The organism is Janibacter sp. YB324, from assembly GCF_014217915.1.
GTDB classification, from domain to species: Bacteria; Actinomycetota; Actinomycetes; order Actinomycetales; family Dermatophilaceae; genus Janibacter; species Janibacter indicus.
In genome coordinates, this window is sequence record NZ_CP060120.1 from 2163701 (window position 1) to 2187896 (window position 24196).

A 24196-nucleotide genomic window follows, 5' to 3' on the forward strand; every position below is an offset into this window, starting at 1 on the left:
TCCGCTGGACGGCCCTCGGGCGCGCACGCACCGTCCCGGAGGTCCGGGACACAAGCAGCCACTCTATCCGTTGGCCGCCCGCAGGCCGAATGCGCCGCTACGTTGGGTCCATGACCAACGCTCAGGGGACCACCCAGCAGCGTCTGCAGGCCGTACGCATCCTCTCGGGGGCGCTCATCGGGGGCCTCGTGATCTTCGCGGTCGTGGCCGTCGTCGCCCTCGGGACAGGCGAGTACCCCTCGCCCGTCGAGGCGGCCGCGCTCTTCGGGATCAACGTCCTCGCCTTCGTCGTCGCCGAGGTCGTCGGCTACCGGACCGAGGCGGTCCGCCCCGACGCCGACCCGGAGTCGGCCCTCAAGACCGGTCTCGAGGCCCTCCAGCAGACGACGATCCTGCGCTTCGCGATCACCGAGGCCCCGGCGATCCTCGCCCTCGCGTGGGCCTTCTCGACCGGGTCGGCGTGGCCGTACCTCATCGGCGCCTTCTGGTCCTTGCTCTGCATGGCCTGGCACGTGTGGCCCAGCCGCCGCGTGGCGACCCGGCTCGAGCGCAGCCTCGACCGCGAGGGCGGCCGCTCCGGGCTCGTCGCGGCCCTCAGCGGCTCGACCGGCCCCAGCACCCCCGGCTACCAGCAGTTCTGACCATGGCCGACGACGGGCTCGAGGACTTCACGCGCACGTCCTTCCGCCACGACGGCACCGACCACCCGGTGCTGCGCTCGGGCACCGGGCCGGCCGTCGTCGTCATCGCCGAGTTCCCCGGCATCACCCCACAGGTCGCGGGCTTCGCCCGACGGGTGCGCGATCTGGGCTGCACCGTCGTGCTGCCCGTCCTCTTCGGGGTCCCCGGGCGGGACGCCCTCGCGGGGTCCTCCCGGCGCGTCGCGGCCGGTGGCGTCCGCACGGCGGCGCAGGTGTGCATCAGCCGGGAGTTCTCGCTCTTCGCGCTCGGGCGCACCTCACCGGTCATCCCGTGGCTGCGCGCCCTCGCCCGGGCCGAGCACGCCCGCTGCGGTGGCCCGGGGGTCGGCGCCGTGGGCATGTGCCTGACCGGCGGCTTCGCCCTGGCCATGGCCACCGACGAGAGCGTCCTCGCCCCGGTGCTGTCCCAGCCCTCGCTGCCCCTCCCCCTCGGCCGCAGGCGAAGGGAGACCACGGACATCAGCGAGGCGGACCTGGCGGTCGTCGAGCAGCGTTGCGCCACAGGGCTGCAGGTGCTCGGAGTGCGCTTCAAGGGCGACCGGCTCTCGCCGGGCACGCGCTTCGCGACGCTGCGGCGCCGGCTGGGCGATGCCTTCGTCGCCATCGAGCTGCCGGACGCGGCCGCCAACCCCGACGGCTTCGGCGCCCCGCACTCGGTCCTCACGACGCACCTGGTCGATCGCGAGGGCGAGCCGACGAGGGAGGCGCTCGACGAGGTCCTCGGCCTCTTCCGCGAGCGGCTGCTCGTCGGAGCGTGACAGGTGGTCGGGGTAGCCGGATTCGAACCGACGGCCTTCCGCTCCCAAAGCGGACGCGCTACCAAGCTGCGCCATACCCCGCGCGGCCCCGATTGTGATCGGGGCGCGAGCGGGCACTAGGCTAACCCTGCTCTTCCACGCGTTGCGCCGCAGGCCGACTCGAGGGCGAGCGCGCGGGCGTAGCTCAATGGTAGAGCCCCAGTCTTCCAAACTGGCTACGCGGGTTCGATTCCCGTCGCCCGCTCCATTGCCCTCCGAGGCAACCTTCCGCCCCCTTCGCACGTCTGTGCTCACGACGCGGGGCAACGACGCCCCCGTCGGACCCAAGGGGGGAACACCATCATGACGACGACCACCAGCGTGCGGATCGGGGTCGGCCTGACCGCGGCCGCCGCGGCACTCCTGCTCACCGCCCCGGCGGCTGCACCGGCCACCTCGGGCAGCACCGCCTGCAGCACCTCGTGGGGGTCGCTGGCCAAGGCCAACGACCGGCACTACAGCCTCGGCACGCTCACCGACGTCCGCTCCGGGCGGCACGCGTGCTTCGACCGGCTCGTCGTCGACGTCGACCGGCCGCGCCACTCGCTCTCCTACGACGTCCGCTACGTCCCGACCTTCCGCGAGGACGGCAGCGGCACGGTCATCCCGCTGCGCGGGGGCGCCAAGCTGCAGGTCGTCGTCCGCACGCCGGCCTACGACGACGACTTCGACCCGACCTACTCGCCGGCCAACCGCAAGGAGCTGGTTGACACCACGGGCTACCGCACTCTCCGCCAGGTGGCCTGGGGCGGCAGCTGGGAGGGCCAGTCCACGATGGGCATCGGCACGCGGGCCCGCCTGCCCTTCAAGGTCACCGAGCTCGACGGGCCCGGAGACCGGTCGCGCCTGGTCATCGACGTCGCCCACACCTGGTGACGCGGTCGGGCCCTCGTCGGCCCGACCGTCGGGTCAGCCTCGCTCGGTGACCCGGAACTCGTGGATCGCCCGGCCGGCGGCGCGACCCTTGTCCTCGAAGCCCGCGGACGGGCGCCACGCGGGGCGCTCCCCCTCGACGACGGCCACCCGGGGGTGCTGGGCGAGCTGCTCGCGCACGTGCTCCGCATAGGCCGCGTGGTCGGTCGCCACGAGCAGGTGACCGCCCGGGCGCAGGCGCTCGAGGACCAGGTCGAGGGTGTCCTGCTGGACGAAGCGTCGCTTGGCGTGGCGGGCCTTGGGCCACGGGTCGGGGAAGAAGAGGTGCACGGCCTCGAGCTGACCGCGGCCGACGCACTCGACGAGGTACTCGAGGGCGTCCCCGCGGAAGGTGCGCAGGTTGTCCAGGCCCTCCCGCTCGGCCTTCTCCATCAGGGTCGCCACGCCGGGCACGTGGACCTCGGCCGCGATGATCCCGTGCTCGGGGTGCTCCCGGGCATAGGCCACCGCCGCCTCGCCGTAGCCCGACCCGACCTCGAGCACGACGGGCACGTCACGGCCGAAGACCGCCGACGGGTCCAGGGGCCCGCTCGGGACCGCGTAGCGCGGCAGGAGCCGCTCCATGAGCTCCTCGACCCGCGGCGACATCCGCCAGCGTGGGGTGAAGGTGCGCACCGTCGCCCGATACCGGCCGTCCGCGGTGCGCGGGGTGTCCGTCAGGGGCAGCTTGTGCGGATCGGGCTCGGAGGTCACGGCCGCAAGGATACGGCGCGATGGCACCCGGCCCCGACCGCTCGACAAACGAAGGGGGTCAGTCGCGCCAGAGGAGGACGGCCGCGCGGTCGTCCTCGACCCCGGCCCGACCACCGGCGACGAGCCGCTTGGCCAGGCCCGAGAAACCCTGCGAGACACGGGCCTCGGCCTGGCCGAGCATCCAGTCGATGCCGTCGTCGAGGTCGCGCACCCGCGACTCGATGATGCCGTCGGTGTAGACGAGCAGGGCATCGCCCCGCTGGAGGACCGTGCGCGACGAGGGGTAGCTGGCACCCGGCAGGAGCCCGAGGGCCGGGCCACGCTGGTCGTCGAGGGCGCGCCAGCGGCCGCACCCGGCGTCGTAGTGCATGGCCGGCGGGTGACCCGCGGAGTGGACGAGGGCCTCGCCGGTCACGAGGTCGAGGTGGACGTGGACCGCGGTCGCAAAGCCTTCGTCCCAGCCGTCGCGCTCGACGAACTCGTTGGCCATGGGCAGCACGTCCTGCGGGGCCGTGCCGCCGATGACGCCGCCGAGCGCTCCGGCGAGGACGAGCGCGCGCGTCCCGGCCTCCTGTCCCTTGCCGCTGACGTCGACGAGGACCATCTCGAGGGTGTTGCCGCAGCGGCTGGTCGTCGAGACGTTGAAGTCGCCGGCGAAGGCGCTGCCGTGGGCGGTGGCGAAGGACCGCTCGGCGTGCCAGCCGCGCGGGAGCGTGGGAATGGCACCCATGCCGTGCAGCCGTGAGCGGAGGTCGCCGAGCATCCGGTCACCGGCGAAGGCCGCGGCACCGTGGCTGGAGCGGGACGCGGCGATGGCGTACATCAGGCCGAGCGAGACGAGCAGCGGGAGGTGACGGGCCATCCCTTCGTCGGACATGACGAGCGACCACAGGACGACGGCGAGGACGAGGCCGAAGACGATGCGGACCTCGCGGATCGGGCACAGCGTGCTCGCGAGGAGGCACGGGGGGACGAGCGCGACGAGGGGGACCGACTGCGGCCAGACGAGGTGGGCCGCGAGGACGAGCGCCAGCAGGGCGACGACGGCGACCAGGAGGGGGGTCCCGCGCAGCGACGACAGGGCCCAGGTCGGCTGGCGTCGCTCGGACCACAGGGTCCGGCTGGGCAGTATGGCGGACAAACGTGCTCTCCCCGGTCGTTCGTCACGGCCCCGTCCGGGACCGTTGCCCGCACCTTAAGCGGGGATTCGCCTCTGTGGGAAGGGTCGTAACCGATCAGAGACCCGCCGCACACACCGTGCGACGGGTCTCTGGTGCTATGGGGAGGAGGACATCAGGGCAGCGGCGGGACCGTGCCGTCGGCCTCGAAGGCGCTCACCATGTCGATGCGGCGCTGGTGCCTCTCCTCGCCGGAGAAGTCGGTGCCGAGGAAGACCCGGACCATCTCCTTGGACTCGTCGACGGACTGCATGCGCCCACCCATCGACAGCACCTGGGCGTCGTTGTGCTCGCGGGCCAGCCGGGCCAGCTCGGCGTTGTAGCACAGGGCTGCTCGGATGCCGGCGACCTTGTTGGCCGCCATCTGCTCGCCGTTGCCGGAGCCACCGAGGACGATGCCGCGACTGCCCGGGTCGGCGGCCACGGCCTGCGCGGCACGGATGACGAAGACCGGGTAGTCGTCGAGGGCGTCGTACTCGAAGGGGCCGTGGTCGGTGACCTCGTGACCCTCGTCGGCGAGGAAGGTCAGCAGCTCCTGGTGGAGCTCGAAGGCGGCGTGGTCGCCGCCGATGTGGACGCGCAAGGAAGTGCCTCTCAGTCGAAGATCGGGTCGCGGGTGCGCGAGCGCTTGAGCTCGAAGAAGCCGTCGGTGCCCGCGACGAGGACGCAGCCGTCCCAGAGGCGGCCGGCAGCCTCGCCCTTGGGTGCCGGGGAGACGACCGGGCCGAAGAAGGCGGTGTCCTCCACGGAGATCACCGGGGTACCGACGTCGTCACCGACGAGGGCGATGGCACGGTGGTGGCTCTCGCGCAGGAAGGCGTCGTGCTCGTCGGTGTCGGCGGCCTCGATGAGCTCGGCCGGCAGCCCGACCTCGGCGAGCGCGGCGGCGGTGGCGGTGACGAAGTCGCGCTCGCCGCCGAGGTGCAGGCGGGTCCCGATGGCGTCGTACAGCGGCTTGGTCACCTCGTCGCCGTGCGCCTTGCGGGCGGCCGCGATGACCCGGACCGGGGCCCAGCCACGGTCCATCATCTCGCGGTACTCGTCGGGGAGGTCACGCCCTTCGTTGAGGACCGACAGGCTCATCTGCGACCAGGTGACCTCGAGGTCGCGCACCTGCTCGACCTCCATGAGCCACCGGCTCGTCATCCAGGCCCAGGGGCACAGCGGGTCGAACCACATCTCCACGGTCTGCGTCATGACGCCATCGTCTCAGACGCGCCGCGGCGCTGTGACAGCATGAGCGAAAAGTCGTACGCCAAAGGAGCAGCACGTGCCCGGGAAGAACCTCACCCGTGAGGAGGCCGCCGAGCGGGCCTCGCTGGTCACGGTCGACCGTCACGAGATCACCCTCGACCTGACGACGTCGGAGACGACCTTCGCCACGACCAGCACGATCCGCTTCGCGGCGAGGGGGGGCGCCGCCACCTTCGTCGACTTCATCGGGGAGTCCGTGGAGTCCGTGGAGCTCAACGGCACCGCGCTCGACCCGGCCGTCGTCTACGCCGACCACCGCATCCGTCTCGACGACCTCGCCGAGGACAACGTCGTGACGATCGCGGCGACCGGTCGCTACATGAACACCGGTGAGGGCCTGCACCGCTTCGTCGACCCGGTCGACGGCGAGGTCTACCTCTACACGCAGTTCGAGGTGCCCGACAGCCGCCGCATGTACCCGGTCTTCGAGCAGCCGGACCTCAAGGCGAGCTTCACCCTGACCGTCACCGCACCGGCGCACTGGCAGGTCATCGGCAACTCGCCGACCCCCGAGCCGACGCCCGTCGAGGGTCAGGAGGGCGCGGCGACCTGGGCCTTCGCCCCGACCGAGCGGATGAGCAGCTACATCACCGCGCTCGTCGCCGGCCCCTACGACGTCGTGCGCGACTCGCTCACCTCGCGCGACAAGGAGGTGCCTCTGGGCATCTTCTGCCGCAAGTCGCTCACCCAGTACCTCGACGCCGACAACCTCTTCGCCCTCACCAAGGCGGGCTTCGCCTTCTTCGAGGAGGAGTTCGACCGCGCCTACCCCTTCACCAAGTACGACCAGGTCTTCACGCCGGAGTACAACATGGGCGCGATGGAAAATGCGGGCTGCGTGACCTTCCACGAGATGTACGTCTTCCGCTCCAAGGTGCCCGACGCGCTCGTCGAGCGCCGCGCCCTCACCGTGCTGCACGAGCTCGCCCACATGTGGTTCGGCAACCTCGTGACGATGCGCTGGTGGAACGACCTGTGGCTCAACGAGTCCTTCGCCGAGTGGGCCTCGACGACCTGCCAGGCCGAGGCCACCGAGTGGACCGACGCGTGGACGACCTTCTGCACCCACGAGAAGGCCTGGGCCTACCGCCAGGACCAGCTGAGCTCGACCCACCCGATCGTCGCCCCGATCCGCGACCTCGCCGACGTCGAGGTCAACTTCGACGGCATCACCTACGCCAAGGGCGCGTCGGTGCTCAAGCAGCTCGTCGCCTACGTCGGGCGTGAGCCCTTCCGCGACGGGCTGCGCGCCTACTTCGCCAAGCACGCGTGGGGCAACACCACGCTCGACGACCTCCTCGACGAGCTCGAGGCCACCTCGGGTCGCGATCTGCGGTCCTGGTCGAAGCTGTGGCTCGAGACGGCCGGCGTCAACACCCTTCGTCCGCTGGTCGAGGTCGATGACCGCGGGCACTACGTCGACGCGGTCATCGAGCAGACCTTCGCCGCGGGCTTCGAGACGCTGCGCCCCCACCGTCTCGCCGTGGGGCTCTACGACCTCGTCGACGGCACCCTGCAGCGTCGCGAGCGCTTCGAGGTCGACGTCGACGGCGAGCGCACCCCGCTCCCCCAGCTCGTCGGTCAGCGCCAGCCCGACCTGCTGCTGCTCAACGACGACGACCTGACCTACGCCAAGCTGCGGCTCGACGAGCGCTCCCTCGCCACCCTGCTGGCCAACCCCACCGCCTTCGAGGACTCGCTGCCGGCCTCGCTGGCGCTGGCCTCCGCCTGGGACATGACCCGTGACGCCGAGATGCCGGCGCGCGACTACGTCGAGCTCGTCCTGCCGGTCCTCGACGGGCTGGCCGACTCGACCCTGCTGCGCACCCTGCTGGGCCAGGTGAGCACCGCGATCCTCACCTACTCGGCCCCGGCCCACCGTGAGCAGCTGCGCCGGCAGGTCGTGTCGCACCTGGCCGACCTGGCCCGTGCGGCGACCCCCGGCAGCGATGCCCAGCTGCAGCTCGTCACCGCCCACGCCAACCTCCTGGCCCCCGGCGACGACACCACGTGGGTCGCCGGCCTGCTCGACGGCAGCACCACGCTCGAGGGCCTGGCGGTCGACACCGACATGCGGTGGACCCTGCTCACCGGCCTGGCCGCGGCCGGGGTCGCCGACGCAGATGCCGTGGCCACGGAGGCCCAGGGGGACAACACCGCCACCGGTCGCGAGCGCGCGGCCCGGGCCGCGGCGAGCCTCCCCACGGCCGAGGCCAAGGAGGCCGCGTGGCAGGCCGGCGTCGTCGCCACCGACACGCCCAACTCCGTCGTCGACGCGCACGCGCTCGGCTTCGGCCGCACCGGCGACACGGCGCTGCTCACCCCCTTCGTAGAGCGCTACCACGAGGTGCTGGAGCAGGTCTGGGCCGAGCGCACCCACGCCATCGCCGAGGGCATCGTCATCGGCTTCTACCCGATGGCGCTCGCGGGGCCCGAGCTGCTCGCCACGACGCAGACCTGGCTCGACGAGCACCCGGATGCGCCGGCCGGCCTGCGGCGCACCGTCGCGGAGAGCCGCGACACGGTGGCGCGTGCAGTTGCTGCTCAGGAGCGTGACGCAGACTCCGTCGGATGATCGACGTGCCCCGCCTGCTTGCCATCGACCTCACCTGGGAGTCCACCCTCGACTGGGTCCTCGGTGCGCCCCTACAGATCCTCGTCGCGGTCGTCGTCGGCTTCGTCGCCCGCTGGCTCGCGCACCGGGCGATCACCAAGGCGGTCGACGCGTCGATCGTCCGCAGCGAGGCCAGTCGGGCCAAGCGAGAGCGCAACAGCGGGATCCCGGCCTCGGCGGCCAAGGAGCGCTATCGCCAGCGCACGCTGACGATGGGCTCGCTGCTGCGCAGCATCGCCACCTTCGCCATCGCCGTCATCACCGTGCTCACCGTGATGTCGCTCCTCGGGATCCCGCTCGCGCCGCTGCTCGCCTCGGCCGGTGTCGGCGGCGTCGCCCTCGGCTTCGGCGCGCAGGCCCTCGTCAAGGACTTCCTCTCCGGGATCTTCATGATCCTCGAGGACCAGTACGGCGTGGGCGACCTCATCGACACCGGCGAGGCCGTCGGCACCGTCGAGGAGGTCACCCTGAGGGTCACCCGACTCCGCGACCCCGACGGGGTCGTCTGGTACGTCCGCAACGGCGAGATCATCCGGATCGGCAACCGCAGCCAGGGCTGGTCGACGGTCATGGTCGACATCCCCTTCAGCTACCGCGAGGACATCGAGCGGGTCCTGGGGATCATCCGGTCCACCGTCGAGCAGATCGACGACGACCCGCACTGGCACGAGGTGCTGCGCGAGGACCTGCAGGTGCTGGGCGTCGAGTCGATCACCGGGGGCACCGTCACCGTGCGGGTCCTGGCGCGCTGCGCCCCGGACGAGAACTGGGGCATCCAGCGCGAGATCCGGCGTCGGGTCAAGGAGACCTTCGACCGCGAGGGCATCGCAGGCCCCCCGATCCCGATGTCCGGTGGCGGGCACCAGATCTGAGTAGGGTCGTCACCAACGACGAAGGGGGAGATCATGACCACGTGCTACTCGTGCGGTCGACGCATCCAGGGCAAGGTCCACCGGTCCACGATCGGCAAGCCCGCGTGCCGAGGCTGTAGCAACCTGCAGGTCGGTGCCGTCGTCGGTGGCGCCTCCGGCGCCTCGACGGGCGAGACCCTCGGCCTCATCCACATCCTCAACTCCTGGCGCACCGGGACGAGGAAGAGCACGGCCCGCGACGAGGCCGACACCCGGCCGCTCGTCGAGATGCCGAGGAAGCGTCCCCGCCGCAAGGTCGGGGGCGACGCCTGACAGACTGGCGGGCATGTTCGCCCAGCCCGGAGACAGCTTCTACGAGCAGGTCGGGGGGCACGAGACCTTCGTGCGCCTCGTGCGTGCCTTCTACGAGGGCGTCGCGCAGGACGAGCCGCTGCGGGCGCTGTACCCCGAGGAGGACCTCGGCCCGGCCGAGGTGCGGCTGCGGATGTTCCTCGAGCAGTACTTCGGTGGGCCGCACACCTACAGCGAGCAGCGCGGGCACCCGCGACTACGCATGCGGCACGTGCCCTACGCCGTGACGCCCGACATGCGCGACCGGTGGATGCGGCACATGCTCGCCGCGATGGACACGCTCGACCTGCCCGAGGCGCACGACGCCGCGATGCGCCAGTACTTCACCCGGGCCGCGGACATGATGATCAACGCCGACGACGAGGGGCAGCGCCTGTGACGACCGGACCGACCCCCTTCGACCACTCCGTGGGGCTGCACGACCCGGACCCGGCAGACGCCCCGTGGTGGCGCGATGCCGTCATCTACCAGGTGTACCCACGCTCGTGGGCCGACGCCTCGGGCGACGGTGTCGGTGACCTGCCGGGCATCACCTCGCGGCTGGAGCACCTGCGCGACCTGGGCGTCGATGCCGTGTGGCTCTCCCCCTTCTACCGCTCGCCGCAGCGCGACGCCGGCTACGACGTCGCCGACCACCGTGACGTCGACCCGCTCTTCGGGACCCTCGACGACGCCGACGCGATGATCGCCCGGGCCCACGACCTCGGCCTGCGGGTCGTCGTCGACCTCGTGCCCAACCACACCTCCTCCGACCACGCCTGGTTCCAGGCGGCGCTGGGCGCCGGGCCGGGCAGCCCCGAGCGCGAGCGCTACGTCTTCCGCGACGGTCTCGGCGATGACGGGTCGCAGCCGCCGACCAACTGGCTGGCCAACTTCGGGGGTGGCGCCTGGACCCGCGTCACCGAGCCCGACGGCACGCCCGGTCAGTGGTACCTCCACCTCTTCGACCCGAGCCAGCCGGACCTCAACTGGACCAACCCGCAGGTGCGCGAGGACTTCGAGACGACGCTGCGCTTCTGGCTCGACCGGGGCGTCGACGGCTTCCGTGTCGACGTCGCCCACGGCCTGGTCAAGGACCCGACCTTCCCTCCCTTCGACAAGCACCCGGGTGGGCTGATGGAGGTGACCCACGAGGCGCCCTACTGGGACCAGGACGGCGTCCACGAGATCTACCGCGCATGGCGCGAGCTGCTCGACTCCTACGGCGAGCCGGTGCGCATCATGTGCGCCGAGGCGTGGGTCAACCCCGCCGACCGACTGGCCCGCTACGTGCGCGAGGACGAGTTCCACCAAGCCTTCAACTTCGACTTCCTCGAGACGCCCTGGCGCGCCGAGGCGCTGCGTGCCGGCGTGCGCCGCTCGCTGGCCGCCAACGACTCCGTCGGCGCCCCGTCGACGTGGGTGCTGAGCAACCACGACGTGCTGCGCCACGCCAGTCGCTTCGGCCTGCCCGACGACCGTCCGCGACCCAACGGCATCGGCGCCGACGACCCACAGCCGGACGCCGAGCTCGGGCTGCGCCGGGCCCGTGCCGCGACGACCCTGATGCTCGCGCTGCCCGGTGGGGCCTACGTCTACCAGGGCGAGGAGCTCGGGCTGCCCGAGCACACCGCCCTGCCCGACGAGGTGCGTCAGGACCCGACCTTCGCCCGGACCGAGGGGCTCGAGCTCGGTCGCGACGGGTGCCGGGTGCCGATGGCCTGGGAGCAGGGGGCGCCCGCCCTGGGCTTCTCCTCCACCGGTGCCGCGTGGCTGCCGCAGCCGCCCGCCTACTCCGACCTCGCCGTCGACGCGCAGACGGGGGTCGAGGGCTCGACCCTCGAGCTCTACCGACGACTGCTCGCGCTGCGCCGCGAGCGGCGGCTCGGGCTCGCCGGTCTCGAGGAGGTCGAGGGCCTGGGCGATGACGTCGTGGGCTACGTCGCGACCTCACCCGACGGCACCCGCACCCTCGTCGTGGCCAACCTCGGCGCCCAGCCCGTAACCCTGCCCGAGGGGGCCGTCGTGCTCGTCGCCTCCGGCGACCTCGTCGACGGGCGCGTGCCGACCGACACGGCCGTCTGGGCCGAGCTGGCCTGATGGCCCACGTCCTGCTGCTCCACTCGGCACTCGGGCTGCGGCCCGGCGTGCACGCCTTCGCCGACCGGTTGCGCGAGCACGACCACGAGGTCGTCGTGCCCGACTACTACGAGGGGCACGTCTTCGACGAGGAGGCGCCGGGCATCGCGCACCGCGACGCCCACCCCGAGTACTTCGAGTCGGTCCGTGAGCTCGCGGCCTCCCTGCCACCCGAGACGGTGCTCGCCGGCTTCTCGCTCGGGGCGTGGTTCGCCCAGCGTCTCGCGGCGCGCCGGCCACGCGCCCGGGCCGCGATCCTGCTGCACTCGGTCGCCGCGCCCCGCCACGAGTGGTCCGGCGTGCCCGTGCAGGTGCACCGGCACGAGGACGACCCGTGGATCTCGCCTGCCGACGTGCCCTCGCTGGGCGCGGCGGTCGAGGCGAGTGGCGCTCCCTTCGAGGACCACGTGACGCCCGGCCGGGGGCACCTCTTCACCGACCCCGAGCTGCCCGGCTACGACGAAGCGGTCACGTCCGCGACCATCGAGCGGATCGACGTTTTCCTCCGCTGAGGAGGCTCCCGCTCGGGGCGGTGCGCGCCGGCGGGCCGGACTGCGTCGCGGGCCACTGCCGGGCGCGTACGGTGAGCGCGTGAGGCCCGCGCGCGACTACCCCTACTTCGACCACCCCACTCCCCTGGCGCTCGCCCATCGCGGCGGCTCGACCTACGAGCCCAACCTCGGCCGGGAAAACACCGTCCACGCCTTCCGCGAGGCGGTCGGCATGGGCTACCGCTATCTCGAGACGGACGTGCACGCGACGGCCGACGGTCGGCTGGTCGCCTTCCACGACGAGCTCCTCGACCGGGTGACGGACGCGCGAGGAGCCATCTCCGGGCTGCCGTGGGCGCAGGTGTCGCAGGCTCGGATCCACGGGATCGACGCGGTGCCCCTGATGGACGAGCTCTTCGAGACCTTCCCCGAGGCGCGCTTCAACATCGACGTCAAGGCCGATGGCGCGGTCGCCCCGCTCGTCGAGATGATCCGGCGACACGACGCCGTCGATCGGGTGTGCATCGGGTCCTTCAGCGACGCGCGGCTGCGCCGGGTGCGCCGCGCGCTCGGCCCGGACCTCGCGACGTCTGCGGGCCCGGTCGGCGTCGCCTCGCTCCGGCTGCTCCCGGGGTTGCTCTCCCGGCTGGTCCACTCCCCCGCCCAGGCGCTGCAGATCCCGGTCAGCCACGCCGTCGGTCCGAGGTCGGTGACGCTCGTCGTGCCCCGGCTGGTCGAGGTGGCGCACCGCCTCGGCAAGCAGGTGCACGTGTGGACGATCGACGAGGCCGACGAGATGCATCGCCTGCTCGACCTCGGCGTCGACGGCATCGTCACCGACCGGATCGACACCCTGCGGGACGTGCTCGCGGACCGGGGTCACCCCCTTCGCCCGTCGTCGCGGTAGGTCAGGACTGCAGCGCGGCGAGGACCTGCTCGACGGCGGTGGGGCGCCCGGCGACGCTCCACACGTGCCCGCGGACCTCGACCTGCTCGGTCCGGCCGCCGGCCGCAGTGACGAGCGCCGCGCCGGGCAGCCAGTCCCACTCCGGCACCGCCTGCTGGGCCCACACGCCGATGCGCCCCGCGGCGACCGCGGCCAGGTCGCACGAGCCGGAGCCGAACATGCGGACCGTCGCCGCACCCTCGATCGCGGTCAGCCAGGGCTCGCGCAGGGTGGCGTCGGGCAGGCGCGCGGGGTGGAGATAGGTCGCCATCGCGACCTCGGCCAGGGGCAGGTCGGCGAGGTCACCGACGGGTGAGTCGTTGAGCGTCGTCGGCAGGTCGCGACCACCGAGCCAGGCCTCGTCGACGGCAGGTTGGTGCACGGCCCCGAGGACCAGCCCGGCCCGGTCGCGCAGGGCGAGGGCGCTGCACCAGGTGCCCAGGCCGGAGAGGAAGTTGTAGGTCCCGTCGACGGGGTCGATGACCCACGTGCGACCGGAGCGGCTCTCGGCCTCGGCACCCTCCTCGCCGACGATCCCGTCGTCGGGACGCAACCGGGCGAGCGTGCCGGCGACGAGCTCCTCGGCAGCGTGGTCGGCCGCCGTGACGGCGTCGGAGATCGACGTCTTGTGCTGTGCCTGCAGCCCCTCGGCGCGCATGCGAGCGGCGAGCCGCGCCGCGTCCCGGGTCAGCGTTGCCGCGAGCGCGGCGTCGTCGAGGTCGGCGAGGTGGTCGTCCACGCGGTCCACCCTACGGATCAGCGGGCGAGGACGAAGCCTCGGTCCGTCGCCACCCGAGTCCACGGGCCCACCGTGTGGATCTGGGCCCGGGCGTCGGCGTCGGGTCGCAGGAAGCCCAGGGCGTGCAGCCCGAAGGCCGTCCCGGCCGGCACCGGCGGGATGGTCGACGTGGAGCGGCCCCAGACCCGCGAGCGCAGGTCGGCGACGGCCGAAGCACCGGACCCCTCGGGGGCACCCTCGGCGACCTCGGCGATCCCGGCCCGGGCGGCGGCGAGCAGCTCGGCGTCGGCGACCACGCCGACCGGCTCCCAGCCGGACCGCGGCGGGGTGAGGGCGCGCCACGTCGGCTGCGAGGTCACCGGCGGCTGCTCGATCTGGGTGCCTCCGCGGGCGAGGCGGTCGGTCACGGCCGACAGCGGGACCGTCGTGTCCATCGAGCTCGCCTCGGCCAGGGCGTAGGTCCGCAGCCCGAGGACGAGACCGGTGCTGCCCAGGCCACGCCCCGGGAGCACGCAGGTCCAGGCGGCCAGCACGGAGCCGACTGCCTGCAGGCGCACGTCGCCCCCTTCGTCCAGGCGCTTGGCCCGGGTGAGATAGGTCGTGAGGTCCGCGGCGCTCTCGGCGTCGGCGAGGCGTAGGGGGGTCATCGCCGGCGCCGCATCGGAACCGGACCGCCCTGCCGGGCGGTGAGCGCGGCACGCTCCTCGTCGGTGAGCCGGCGGGCCCCTTGCGCCGCGATGTCGAAGGCGACGAGCGTGGACTCGGCACGCGCGAAGACCACCTCCTCGTCGCGGATCGTGTAGCCCATGTCCCAGCTGGCGCCACCGAGCGCGGTGACCCACATGTCGATGAGGATCGGCTCCGGGCGGTAGACGAGCTGCTCGAGGTACTCGATCTCCTGCCGGGCAAGGAGCACGCCCGAGCGCAGCATGCGCTCTCCCCCGCTGGAGTGGAACCACTCGGCGAAGGCCCGGATGCGGGCCTCCTCGAGCAGGCGGTGGTACTGGACGTTGTTGACGTGGCCGTAGGCGTCCATGTCGCCCCAGCGCAGGCCGATCTCGGCCGTGAGGGCCGCCGGCTCGGTGGTCTCGCTCGTCATGTCCACATCCTCCCACCGACCGTCGCGGTCATCCCCATCCCCCGTCGGCGGCCGGCTCGTCGTCGGTGGGCTGACCTACGGTTGACCACGATGACCACACAGACCAGCTCCCTCCACGACGACGCGACCGCTGTCCTGCGGCAGCTCGTCGGCCGCGACGACGTCACCTTCCGCGACGGACAGCGCGAGGCGATCGAGGCCCTCGTCGGGGGTGGGCGGCGGGTGCTCGTCGTCCAGCGCACCGGGTGGGGCAAGTCCGCGGTCTACTTCGTCGCCTCGCGCCTGCAGCGGGCGAAGGGAGCCGGCCCGGCACTCATCGTCTCGCCGCTGCTCGCGCTCATGCGCGACCAGATCGCCGCCGCCGAGCGGGCTGGCGTGCGCGCCGTGTCGATGAACTCGGCCAACGCCCAGGAGTGGGACGAGGTCCGGGGCCGGCTCGCCCGCGACGAGGTCGACGTCCTGCTCGTCAGCCCCGAGCGGCTCAACAACCCCCGGTTCCGCGCCGAGCAGCTGCCCGACCTCACCCGGCGGTGCGGTCTGCTCGTCGTCGACGAGGCGCACTGCGTCAGCGACTGGGGCCATGACTTCCGCCCCGACTACCGCCGGATCAAGGACCTGCTGGGCGAGCTCCCCGCGGGCACCCCGGTGCTCGCGACGACCGCGACGGCCAACGAGCGCGTCGTCCACGACGTCGCCGAGCAGCTGGCAGCCGGCACCGAGGGCGAGGTCCTCACCGTCCGCGGGCCGCTCGCCCGCGACAGCCTCCGGCTGGCCGTCCTCCCACGGTCCGGGATGGACCGCCACCTCGCCTGGCTCACCACCCACCTCGGCCGGCTCGAGGGCAGCGGCATCATCTACACCCTGACGGTGAGCGCTGCCGAGGACGTCGCCGCCGCGCTGCAGGCCGCCGGCCACGAGGTCGCCGCCTACACCGGCCGGTCCGACGCGGAGGAGCGGGCGTCGATGGAGGAGGCCCTGCGCCACAACCGGGTCAAGGCCCTCGTCGCGACGAGCGCCCTCGGCATGGGCTTCGACAAGCCCGACCTCGGGTTCGTCGTCCACCTCGGTGCCCCCTCGTCGCCCGTCGCCTACTACCAGCAGGTCGGTCGCGCCGGCCGCGCCACGGAGCGGGCCGACGTGGTCCTGCTGCCCGGGCACGACGACGTGTCGATCTGGAAGCACTTCGCCTCCTCCTCCATGCCCCGCGAGGACCAGGCCGCGGCCGTCATCACCGCGCTCGCCGAGGCCGGCCGTCCCCTGTCGACGGCCGCCCTCGAAACGATCGTCGACATCCGGCGCACGCGGCTGGAGCTGCTGCTCAAGGTGCTCGACGTCGACGGCGCGGTCGAGCGGGTGAGCGGTGGCTGGATCGGCACCGGCCAGCCCTGGGTCTACGACGCGGAGCGCTACGAGCGGGTCGCCGCCGCCCGTGAGGCCGAGCAGCAGCACATGCTCGACTACATCGACACCACCGGCTGCCGGATGGCCTTCCTCCAGCGCACCCTCGACGACGCGAGCGCACGGGACTGCGGCCGCTGCGACCGCTGCGCCGGCCCGTGGATCGACGCCGAGGTCGCCGACGACGCACTCGGCTCGGCCCGCTCCACGCTCGATCGGGCCGGTGTCGACCTCGACCCGCGGGCCCAGTGGCCGAGCGGCATGGACCGTCTCGGGGTCCCGGTCAAGGGACGCATCCCCGCCGACGAGGCCATGTCGCCCGGTCGCGCTCTGGCGCGCGTCACCGACCTCGGCTGGGGCCCACGGCTGCGCGAGCTCCTCTCCGAGGACCAGCCGGTACCGGACCAGGTGGTCCGCGCCGTCGTCCGGGTGCTCGCCGAGTGGGGGTGGCAGACCCGCCCCGCCGGCATCGTCGTCGTCCCCTCGCGGTCTCGCCCGACGCTCGTCACCTCGCTCGCCGATCAGCTCGGGCAGATCGGCCGGCTGCCGGTGCTCGGTGCGCTCACCCCCGTCGACGGCGGACCCGTGGGCGAGCCGGGCGGCAACTCCGCCTACCGCCTCGCCGGGGTGTGGGAGCGGCTGACCGTCGACCCCGAGCTCGCCCACCAGCTCCCGGGCCTCACCGGACCGGTCCTCCTCGTCGACGACGTCGTCCACTCCCGGTGGACGATGACCACGGCGGCTCGGGCCCTGCGTCGGGCCGGATCACAGGAGGTCCTCCCCTTCGCCCTCGCCGTCGACGGGTGAGCCCGCGCGGTCCGCACGGCAGACCGATGCTGACCCCGGGCACCCCTCTCGCCTAGGCTCGGTCCGTTGACCACGTGACACCGAGGAGCACCATGGCCGAAGACTCCGTCGAGCAGGCACAGCGCATCAACCTGAGCACCGCTCTGGCGACGCTCGAGCTCCAGGAGGTCGGTCACGCGACCATCCGCGTCGAGGGGGCCGACGGGGTGGGCGAGCTCGGCGCGAGCTCGGCCGACGTCTTCGAGGGCGAGAGCATCGCCATGCCGCACGGGCGGGTCTTCGGCGGTCAGGTGCTCGCGCAGGCGCTCATGGCGGCCGGGCGCACCGTCCTCCCCGAGATGCCGCACCGGATGCCGCACTCCCTGCACGCCTACTTCATGCGGCCCGGGGACTCCGACCTGCCGATCCGCTTCGCCGTCGAGCGGATGCGCGACGGCCGCTCCTTCTCGACCCGACGCGTCCACGCGCTGCAGCACGGACGCCCGATCCTGTCGATGACCGCGTCCTTCCAGGACCCCTCCGACGGCCTCGACCACCAGGTCGCCGCACCCGACGTGCCCTCCCCCGACGACCTCGAGTCCATCGGCGACAGCTACAGCGCCATCGACCACCCGCGCGCCAAGTATGTCGCCACCCGGCCCGTCGACCACCGCTACGTCGACGGCGACATCATGATGGCGCCGGCCCCCGAGCAGGACGGTCACCAGCGGGTGTGGTTCCGGACCATCGCCCAGCTCCCCCACGACCAGCTGACCCGGTGTGCCGTCCTCGCCTTCGCCTCGGACTACACGCCGATCGACAGCATGCTGCGGGCCCACGGCCTGACCTGGTCCGAGCCCGGGCTGACGCCGGCGACCATCGACCACACCATCTGGTTCCACCGCCCCGTCGACCCGGGTGCCTGGCTGCTCTACGACCAGGAGTCGCCCTCGACCCGCTCCGGTCGCGGGCTGATGGTCGGCAAGGTCTTCACCGAGGAGGGTGTCCTCGTCGCGACCATCGCCCAAGAGGCCATGGTGCGGATCAAGCCCGTGGGCTGAGCGTCGGGCGCACGCCGCGACGAGACCGGGCAGCGACCCGCAGCAGTGGTGAACTACCGTCAGGACATGGGCCTTCCACCGCTCGTTGCCCCCGGACCGGCGCTGACCGGGGAGCAGGTGAGCCGTTACTCGCGCCACCTCCTCATGCCGACCATCGGCGAAGAGGGCCAGCGTCGCCTCCTCGCAGCCCGCGTCGCGGTCATCGGGGCCGGTGGTCTCGGCTCCCCCTCGCTGCTCTACCTGGCCGCGGCCGGCGTCGGTCGGATCACCGTCGTCGACGACGACGACGTCGACGAGACCAACCTACAGCGGCAGGTCATCCACTCGAGCGCGGACGTGGGTCGGCCCAAGGTCGACAGCGCCCTCGAGCGGGTGCGAGCCCTCAACCCCGAGGTCGAGATCGTCGGGGTCACCGACCACCTCACTGCCGACAATGCCGCCGCGATGCTCGCCGACCACGACGTCGTGCTCGACGGCAGCGACAACTTCGAGACCCGCTACGCGGTGGCCGACGCCTGCGACGAGCTCGGTGTCCCTCTCGTCTGGGCAGCCGTCTACCGCACCGAGGCCCATCTCACCGTCTTCTGGACCGCGGCGCCGGAGGGCCACCCCGCCCCGGGGCTGCGCGACCTCTTCCCACGGCCGCCGGCCCCCGGGTCGGTGCCCGCCTGCGGTGACGCCGGCGTCGTCGGACCACTCGTCGGCCAGGTCGGCTCGATGATGGCGACCGAGGCGATCAAGCTCATCACCGGTGTCGGTGCGCCCCTCGTCGGCCGGTTGCTCTTCATCGACGTGCTCGCCGCCACCCAGCGCGAGCTGCCCCTCGTCGCACGCGGGCCACGCACCCGCCCCCCGGCGGTCCTGCCCACCCCGGTCGCGGACACCGAGCCCGGCGGTGCCACGCTCGTCTCCCCAGCCGACCTGGCCGACCAGCTCTCCGGGGCGCACGCCCCCTTCGTCCTCGACGTGCGAGACGCCTACGAGCTGGCGTCCGGCAGCGTCCCGGGCGCCGTCCACATCCCCGTGCCGACCCTCACGGGTGACCCGGCCTCCAGCGACGCGCTGCCGACCGACCGCGACATCGTCCTCGTGTGCCACTCCGGGGCGCGGGCCCGACTCGCGGCGACCACGCTGCGTGCCCGCGGCTTCGAGCAGCTGCATGTCCTCGACGGCGGCATGCTCGCCTGGCCCGACCCGGTCCCGCTCGCTGAGGAGTCCCCCGCATGACCAGCCCCACCGCCCGCGCCCTGCTGACCGTCGACGAGTACCGCGAGGAGCTGCTCACCGACCTGCTCGCCGGCAGCGGGCCACTCACAGACACCGAGCAGGTCCCCCTGGCGCAGGCCCTCGGCCGGGTCCTCGCCGAGCCGGTGCGGGCCCGCGGTGATGTGCCCGCCTTCGCCAACTCGGGCATGGACGGCTACGCCGTGCGGCACGCCGACCTCACCGCTGGGCCGGGCACGCTGCGCGTCGTCGGAGCGGTCGCCGCCGGGTCCTCGCGCGACCCCGCCCTCGCCGCCGGCGAGTGCGTGCGCATCATGACCGGCGCGCCCGTGCCCACGGCCGCCGACACGATCGTCCCGGTCGAGCTCACCGACGGCGGCCACGAAATCGTGACCATCACCGGGACCGTCGAGCCCGGACAGCACCTGCGCGGCGCCGGTGAGGACGTGCGGGCCGATGACGTCGTCGCCGACGCCGGGGTGACGATCACCGCACGCGTGCTCGGCACGCTCGCAGCCGCGGGCACCGCCACCGTCTCCGTGCGACGCCGCCCGGTCGTCGCCGTCGCGGCCACCGGTGACGAGCTCGTCGCCCCCGGTGGGGCCCTGGAGCGGGGCCAGATCTTCGAGTCCAACGGCACGCACCTCGCCGCCACCCTCACCGAGCTCGGGGTCGAGGTGCGCGGACCCGTCGTCCTCGCGGACGAGCGCGCGGCCTTCACCTCGGGCCTCGACGAGCTCGCACGGGGCAGCGACCTGATCATCCTCACCGGCGGGGTCAGCGTGGGCGACTTCGACGTCTCCCGCATCGTCCTGCAGGACTCCGCCGACGGGGTCTTCCGCCACGTGCGCATGCAACCCGGCAAGCCGCAGGGCTGGGCCCGGTGGCACGGCGTGCCCGTGCTGGCCTTCCCCGGCAACCCGGTGAGCACGGCGATCTCCTTCGAGGTCTTCGGCCGGCCCGTCGTCGACCGCCTGCTCGGCCGCGAGGCACCCGGCGGTGCGACGCTCGCGGTCGCCGGTACCGGCTGGCGCTCCCCCCAGGGACGCCGGCAGTTCGTCCCCGTACGCCTCACGAGCGATGACCGGGGACGCCTCGTCGCCACCCCGGCCCACCGGCGGGGATCCGCCTCGCACATGGCCACCTCGGTCGGCGGCGCCCACGCGCTGGCCGTCGTCGACGAGGAGACCGACACCGTCGAGCCCGGCGACCTCGTCGGGGTCAGGAGCCTGTAGATGGACCACCCGCTGACCCACCTCGACACCGCGGGCCACGCCCGCATGGTCGATGTCACCGACAAGCAGCCAACGATCCGATCGGCCACCGCCGCAGGCCGCGTGGTGACCTCCGCCGAGACCGTCGCGCTCCTGCGGGACGGCACCGTGCCGAAGGGGGATGTCCTCGCCGTCGCACGCATCGCCGGGATCCAGGCAGCGAAGAAGACCCCCGAGCTGCTGCCGCTGGCCCACGTCATCGGCGTGCACGGTGCCGTCGTCGACCTGACGATCACCGACACGGGTGTCGACATCACCGCGACGGTGCGCACAGCGGACCGCACCGGCGTCGAGATGGAGGCCCTGACGAGCGTCAGCGTCGCCGCCCTCGCCGTCGTCGACATGGTCAAGGGGCGCGACCGCAGCGCCCACATCACCGACATCCGGCTGCTGGAGAAGACCGGCGGCCGCAGCGGCACCTGGACCCGGGAGGACTCATGAACGACCCCGCCCCCTTCGACGCCGTCATCCTCGCCGGCGGCACGGGCTCGCGCCTCGGCGGTGCGAGCAAGGCCGACCTCGAGCTCGACGGGCAGCGCCTGCTCGACCGCGTGCTCGTCGCCGTGGCCGACGCCGACGCTATCGCCGTCGTCGGTGACGTCGCGGTCCCCGACGGCGTCCACCGCACCCTCGAGGACCCACCTCGGGGCGGGCCGGTGGCCGGGCTCGCCGCCGGGCTGTCCGAGCTCGACGCCGGCGGCTCGAGCGCCGAGTGGACCCTGCTCGCCTCGTGCGACCTCGCCAACCCTCTCCCGGCACTCGGGCGGCTGCTGGCGGCCTGGTCCTTTGCGGTCCGCAGCGAGGAGGTCACGACCGACGAGCACGACGGCTGGTGCCTGGCCGACGCGGACGACCGCCCCCAGTGGTTGCTCGGCATCCACCGCACGAGCACGCTGCGCCGGGCGCTCGAGCGGCTCGGGTCACCACGTGACCGCTCGCTGCGCGAGCTCTTCGCGGAGGCGACGCTCGTCACCCTGCCGGCGAGCCGTGACGACGTCGCCGACATCGACACCTGGGCCGAGCTGGCCCGGTGGGCCGAGCGACTGGAGCATCCGCAGGACGCTCCGTCGGAGTCCGCGCAGCAGGAGGAGCGATGAGCCACCCGACTGATGACGGTCAGGCCGAGGAGCGCTGGGCCGACTGGATCGAGCACGCTTGCGCCGCACTGGGGCTCGACCCCGAGGCCGTCGACGTGCGCAGCATCCTCGCGATGACCAAGACCATCGCCCACGACTTCGAGCGACCTATGGCGCCGGTCGGTGCCTACATCCTCGGCCTGGCCGTGGGGCGCCTGCAGGAGCAGGGCCGCCCGGTCGACCTGGAGTCCCTACGATCGCACCTCGAGTCGACGCTGCCCCCGGCGTCGAGGACGGAGCAGGCATGAGCAGCACGACGATCCGGTACTTCGCCGGCGCCGCCGAGGCGGCCGGCACCGACGAGGAGCAGCTCGACGGCGCCACCGTCGGCGAGGTGCTCGCGGCTGCCCGTCGGGCGCACGGGGACCGGCTGAGCGAGGTCCTCGAGCGGTGCTCCGTGCTGCACGCCGGCCGCTACGTCGACGACGACTCCACACCGGTCACCGCCGGAGCGACGATCGACGTGCTGCCCCCCTTCGCCGGGGGGTGAGTCACCCGCCGATCGCGCTCATCGGACGCGGCGGTTGGAGGAAGCCGGGCTCGTTGATCCCGTGGCCGGGCAGCTTGAGGGCCAAGCACTCGTGCACGAGAGCATGGATCTCCTCCTCCGTCGCGCCGGAACGCAGCGGCCCGCGCAGGTCCGTCTCGCCGTTGGCGAAGAGGCAGTTGCGCAGCTGGCCGTCGGCCGTGAGGCGCAGCCGGTCGCACGACCCGCAGAAGGGCATCGTCACCGAGGCGACGACACCCACCGTCGCCGGGCCGCCGTCGATGAGGAAGCGCTCGGCCGGTGCGGCACCTCGCCCGGGGAGCTCCTCGAGGTCGAGCTCGGCACGCAGCGACGCGAGGATCTCGTGCCCGGTGATCATCTCCGTGCGCTCCCAGCTGTGCTGGGCGTCCAACGGCATCTGCTCGATGAAGCGCAGCTCGTAGCCGCGCTCGACCGCCCACCGGGTGAGGTCGACGACCTCGTCGTCGTTGATGCCGCGCTGGAGCACCGAGTTGACCTTGACCGGTCGCAGCCCGGCCTCGTGGGCGGCCGCCATGCCGGCGACGACGTCGTCGAAGCGGTCACGACGCGTGATCTCGTGGAAACGCTCCGGGTGCAGCGTGTCGAGGCTGACGTTGACCCGGGCCAGGCCGGCCTCCTTGAGTGCCGGCGCGATCTTGGCCAGGCCCAGGCCATTGGTCGTCATCGACACCTCGGGACGGCCCTGCGGGCCCTCCATCGCCGCGATGCCCGCGACGATCTCGACGACGTCGGGGCGCACGAGCGGCTCGCCACCGGTGAGACGCACCTCGGTGATGCCTGCCGTGACCGCCGCCTCGACGAGGGTGAGCAGCTCGGGGGTCGTGAGCAGCTCGTCCTTGGGCAGCCAGGGCAGGCCCTCGGCCGGCATGCAGTAGGTGCAGCGCAGGTTGCACTTGTCGGTCAGCGAGACCCGCAGGTCGCGGTGGACGCGACCGTGGGGATCGATCAGGGGGCGAGTCATCAGCAGCTCAGCCCCGACCATGCGTGCGAGCCGTCGGCCTCGAACTGCTGCTTCCACACCGGCAGCTCGTGCTTGACCGCCTCGACGACCGCACGGCAGAGGGTGAAGGCCAGGTCACGGTGGGCGCTGCCCACGGTGACGACGAGCGCGAGGTCACCGACGTCGAGGTCACCGATGCGGTGCGTCGCCGCCACGTCGGCCTCGCCCGCCGGGTCGTGCTCGGCGACGGTCCGCGCGACGATCTGCTCGATGAGGGCGGGCGCGTCGGGGTGACAGGTGTAGCGCAGGGCGACGACCCGGCCACTCGCCTCGGGGTCGTGGTCGCGCACCTGCCCGACGAAGCTCGCGACGGCTCCGTGAGTTGGCCCGCTCACGCTCGCGAGCATGTCCGTCAGGTCGATCGGGTCGGTGGCGATCCACGCGGTGTGTGCCATCAGTGGTCACCTCCAGCGATCTGGTCGAGGACGTGCTCGACGAGGGGCAGGAGCACGTCCAGGCCCTCACGGACCCCCTTGGGGCTGCCGGGGAGATTGACGACGAGGGCACCCGGGTGGTCGGGCGAGGCGTCCACGACACCGACCAGGCCACGGGAGATCGCGGCGAAGGGGGTGTGCCGCGAGCCCTCGGCACGCAGCAGCTCGGCGAGACCGGGGACCTCCCGGTCCAGGACCGGGGCCGTGCCCTCCGGCGTCCGGTCGGTGGGCGTCACGCCGGTACCACCGCTGGTGATGACCAGGCGGTACCCCGCCGCGATGGAGGCGCGCAGGACGGACTCGACCTCGTCCGCGCCGTCCGGGACGACGCTCGTCGTCGTCTCGAGGCCGGCCGCCTCCAGAAGCTCGACCGCGGTGCGACCCGACAGGTCCTCCCGCTCGCCGGCGCTCACCCGGTTCGAGACCGTGATGACGTGCGCTGTGGTGCTCACCGGGCTTCCTTCCCCTCGCTGGTCTCCCAGTGTCTCAAATCACGCAGGGAAGACGAAGGCAGGCCCACCCCGTCTCACGGGGTGGGCCTGCCGTGCGGCGCTAGCCCGGTGTCACA

General features: G+C 72.9%; 28 protein-coding genes and 2 tRNA genes. 19 read left to right on the plus strand and 11 right to left on the minus strand.

Going from position 1 to position 24196, the window contains the following annotated elements:
* Nucleotides 1-110: 110 nt before the first annotated feature.
* Nucleotides 111-641, plus strand: a complete 531-nt coding sequence (locus H7A72_RS10480) for a hypothetical protein (protein WP_185220489.1) — start codon at nt 111-113, stop codon at nt 639-641.
* A 2-nt stretch (nt 642-643) separates the two neighbouring features.
* Entirely contained in the window at nt 644-1459 is an 816-nt protein-coding gene (locus tag H7A72_RS10485; RefSeq protein ID WP_185220490.1) for a dienelactone hydrolase family protein, read from the plus strand.
* A 4-nt stretch (nt 1460-1463) separates the two neighbouring features.
* Here H7A72_RS10485 and H7A72_RS10490 read toward each other — a convergent pair.
* Nucleotides 1464-1540, minus strand: a tRNA-Pro gene (locus H7A72_RS10490).
* 92 nt (nt 1541-1632) lie between these two features.
* Between H7A72_RS10490 and H7A72_RS10495 the strand changes: the two genes are divergently transcribed.
* Nucleotides 1633-1706, plus strand: a tRNA-Gly gene (locus H7A72_RS10495).
* Nucleotides 1707-1801: 95 nt separating this feature from the next.
* Entirely contained in the window at nt 1802-2374 is a 573-nt protein-coding gene (locus H7A72_RS10500; protein WP_185220491.1) for a hypothetical protein, read from the plus strand.
* A 33-nt stretch (nt 2375-2407) separates the two neighbouring features.
* Here H7A72_RS10500 and trmB read toward each other — a convergent pair whose 3' ends face one another.
* The 4 genes from trmB to H7A72_RS10520 all read right to left on the minus strand — a co-directional run bounded on the left by trmB (nt 2408) and on the right by H7A72_RS10520 (nt 5499).
* Nucleotides 2408-3124 carry a tRNA (guanosine(46)-N7)-methyltransferase TrmB gene (gene trmB / locus H7A72_RS10505; protein WP_084452303.1) on the minus strand — a complete coding sequence of 239 codons (717 nt, stop codon included), beginning with the start codon at nt 3122-3124 and terminating at the stop codon, nt 2408-2410.
* A gap of 58 nt (nt 3125-3182) precedes the next feature.
* On the minus strand, nt 3183-4265 hold the full coding sequence (locus tag H7A72_RS10510) for a PP2C family protein-serine/threonine phosphatase (protein ID WP_083546122.1): 1083 nt from the start codon (nt 4263-4265) through the stop codon (nt 3183-3185).
* 152 nt (nt 4266-4417) lie between these two features.
* Nucleotides 4418-4885 (minus strand): ribose-5-phosphate isomerase, encoded by a 468-nt coding sequence (locus tag H7A72_RS10515; RefSeq protein WP_185220492.1) that lies wholly within the window; start codon nt 4883-4885, stop codon nt 4418-4420.
* 11 nt (nt 4886-4896) lie between these two features.
* Complete coding sequence (locus H7A72_RS10520; RefSeq protein ID WP_185220493.1) at nt 4897-5499, minus strand: DsbA family protein; 603 nt, start codon at nt 5497-5499, stop codon at nt 4897-4899.
* Nucleotides 5500-5572: 73 nt separating this feature from the next.
* On the opposite strand from H7A72_RS10520, the gene pepN reads away from it, so the two are divergent.
* The 7 genes from pepN to H7A72_RS10555 all read left to right on the plus strand — a co-directional run bounded on the left by pepN (nt 5573) and on the right by H7A72_RS10555 (nt 12909).
* The gene (pepN, locus tag H7A72_RS10525) at nt 5573-8131 is read left to right on the plus strand and encodes an aminopeptidase N (protein WP_185220494.1); all 2559 of its coding nucleotides are present in this window, start codon (nt 5573-5575) and stop codon (nt 8129-8131) included.
* Entirely contained in the window at nt 8128-9042 is a 915-nt protein-coding gene (locus H7A72_RS10530; RefSeq protein WP_072625047.1) for a mechanosensitive ion channel family protein, read from the plus strand. Before pepN ends, H7A72_RS10530 begins: the two co-directional genes overlap by 4 nt.
* 33 nt (nt 9043-9075) lie before the next feature.
* The gene (locus H7A72_RS10535; protein WP_185220495.1) at nt 9076-9354 is read left to right on the plus strand and encodes a hypothetical protein; all 279 of its coding nucleotides are present in this window, start codon (nt 9076-9078) and stop codon (nt 9352-9354) included.
* A 13-nt stretch (nt 9355-9367) separates the two neighbouring features.
* Nucleotides 9368-9772 carry a globin gene (locus H7A72_RS10540; protein WP_072625049.1) on the plus strand — a complete coding sequence of 135 codons (405 nt, stop codon included), beginning with the start codon at nt 9368-9370 and terminating at the stop codon, nt 9770-9772.
* Nucleotides 9769-11472, plus strand: a complete 1704-nt coding sequence (locus H7A72_RS10545) for a glycoside hydrolase family 13 protein (protein WP_370543533.1) — start codon at nt 9769-9771, stop codon at nt 11470-11472. The genes H7A72_RS10540 and H7A72_RS10545 overlap by 4 nt, the downstream gene beginning before the upstream one ends.
* On the plus strand, nt 11472-12023 hold the full coding sequence (locus tag H7A72_RS10550; RefSeq protein ID WP_185220496.1) for a dienelactone hydrolase family protein: 552 nt from the start codon (nt 11472-11474) through the stop codon (nt 12021-12023). The genes H7A72_RS10545 and H7A72_RS10550 overlap by 1 nt, the downstream gene beginning before the upstream one ends.
* Before the next feature lie 79 nt (nt 12024-12102).
* Nucleotides 12103-12909 carry a glycerophosphodiester phosphodiesterase gene (locus tag H7A72_RS10555; protein ID WP_185220497.1) on the plus strand — a complete coding sequence of 269 codons (807 nt, stop codon included), beginning with the start codon at nt 12103-12105 and terminating at the stop codon, nt 12907-12909.
* A 1-nt stretch (nt 12910) separates the two neighbouring features.
* On the opposite strand, the gene H7A72_RS10560 is transcribed toward H7A72_RS10555, so the two are convergent.
* Genes H7A72_RS10560 through H7A72_RS10570 form a run of 3 tightly spaced genes read right to left on the minus strand, consistent with a single transcriptional unit; the run spans nt 12911 to nt 14786 of the window.
* Nucleotides 12911-13687 (minus strand): inositol monophosphatase, encoded by a 777-nt coding sequence (locus H7A72_RS10560; protein WP_185220498.1) that lies wholly within the window; start codon nt 13685-13687, stop codon nt 12911-12913.
* 17 nt (nt 13688-13704) lie between these two features.
* Entirely contained in the window at nt 13705-14334 is a 630-nt protein-coding gene (locus H7A72_RS10565; protein WP_185220499.1) for a hypothetical protein, read from the minus strand.
* On the minus strand, nt 14331-14786 hold the full coding sequence (locus H7A72_RS10570; protein WP_072626273.1) for a thioesterase family protein: 456 nt from the start codon (nt 14784-14786) through the stop codon (nt 14331-14333). Before H7A72_RS10570 ends, H7A72_RS10565 begins: the two co-directional genes overlap by 4 nt.
* Nucleotides 14787-14876: 90 nt before the next feature.
* Here H7A72_RS10570 and H7A72_RS10575 point away from each other — a divergent pair, with 90 nt between their 5' ends.
* The 8 genes from H7A72_RS10575 (at nt 14877) to H7A72_RS10610 (ending at nt 22155) form a co-directional block, all read left to right on the plus strand.
* Nucleotides 14877-16991 (plus strand): ATP-dependent DNA helicase RecQ, encoded by a 2115-nt coding sequence (locus H7A72_RS10575; RefSeq protein WP_185220500.1) that lies wholly within the window; start codon nt 14877-14879, stop codon nt 16989-16991.
* Nucleotides 16992-17083: 92 nt separating this feature from the next.
* Nucleotides 17084-18031: an acyl-CoA thioesterase II gene (locus H7A72_RS10580; RefSeq protein WP_185220501.1), complete on the plus strand. Its 948-nt coding sequence runs from the start codon at nt 17084-17086 to the stop codon at nt 18029-18031.
* A 66-nt stretch (nt 18032-18097) separates the two neighbouring features.
* Nucleotides 18098-19258, plus strand: coding sequence for a molybdopterin-synthase adenylyltransferase MoeB (gene moeB / locus H7A72_RS10585; protein WP_185220502.1), 1161 nt, complete (start codon nt 18098-18100; stop codon nt 19256-19258).
* Nucleotides 19255-20490 carry a gephyrin-like molybdotransferase Glp gene (gene glp / locus H7A72_RS10590; protein WP_072625058.1) on the plus strand — a complete coding sequence of 412 codons (1236 nt, stop codon included), beginning with the start codon at nt 19255-19257 and terminating at the stop codon, nt 20488-20490. Before moeB ends, glp begins: the two co-directional genes overlap by 4 nt.
* Nucleotides 20491-20970, plus strand: a complete 480-nt coding sequence (gene moaC, locus H7A72_RS10595) for a cyclic pyranopterin monophosphate synthase MoaC (RefSeq protein WP_072625059.1) — start codon at nt 20491-20493, stop codon at nt 20968-20970.
* Nucleotides 20967-21626, plus strand: a complete 660-nt coding sequence (locus H7A72_RS10600; RefSeq protein ID WP_072625060.1) for a molybdenum cofactor guanylyltransferase — start codon at nt 20967-20969, stop codon at nt 21624-21626. The genes moaC and H7A72_RS10600 overlap by 4 nt, the downstream gene beginning before the upstream one ends.
* Nucleotides 21623-21913 carry a DUF6457 domain-containing protein gene (locus H7A72_RS10605; protein WP_185220503.1) on the plus strand — a complete coding sequence of 97 codons (291 nt, stop codon included), beginning with the start codon at nt 21623-21625 and terminating at the stop codon, nt 21911-21913. Before H7A72_RS10600 ends, H7A72_RS10605 begins: the two co-directional genes overlap by 4 nt.
* The gene (locus H7A72_RS10610; RefSeq protein ID WP_007925982.1) at nt 21910-22155 is read left to right on the plus strand and encodes a MoaD/ThiS family protein; all 246 of its coding nucleotides are present in this window, start codon (nt 21910-21912) and stop codon (nt 22153-22155) included. Before H7A72_RS10605 ends, H7A72_RS10610 begins: the two co-directional genes overlap by 4 nt.
* 1 nt (nt 22156) lies before the next feature.
* Here H7A72_RS10610 and moaA read toward each other — a convergent pair whose 3' ends face one another.
* The 3 genes from moaA to H7A72_RS10625 are packed head-to-tail and all read right to left on the minus strand — an operon-like array spanning nt 22157 to nt 24080.
* On the minus strand, nt 22157-23155 hold the full coding sequence (gene moaA / locus H7A72_RS10615; protein ID WP_072626274.1) for a GTP 3',8-cyclase MoaA: 999 nt from the start codon (nt 23153-23155) through the stop codon (nt 22157-22159).
* Nucleotides 23155-23589, minus strand: a complete 435-nt coding sequence (locus H7A72_RS10620) for a molybdenum cofactor biosynthesis protein MoaE (protein WP_072625062.1) — start codon at nt 23587-23589, stop codon at nt 23155-23157. Before H7A72_RS10620 ends, moaA begins: the two co-directional genes overlap by 1 nt.
* The gene (locus H7A72_RS10625) at nt 23589-24080 is read right to left on the minus strand and encodes a molybdenum cofactor biosynthesis protein B (RefSeq protein WP_072625063.1); all 492 of its coding nucleotides are present in this window, start codon (nt 24078-24080) and stop codon (nt 23589-23591) included. Before H7A72_RS10625 ends, H7A72_RS10620 begins: the two co-directional genes overlap by 1 nt.
* Nucleotides 24081-24196: the final 116 nt, after the last annotated feature.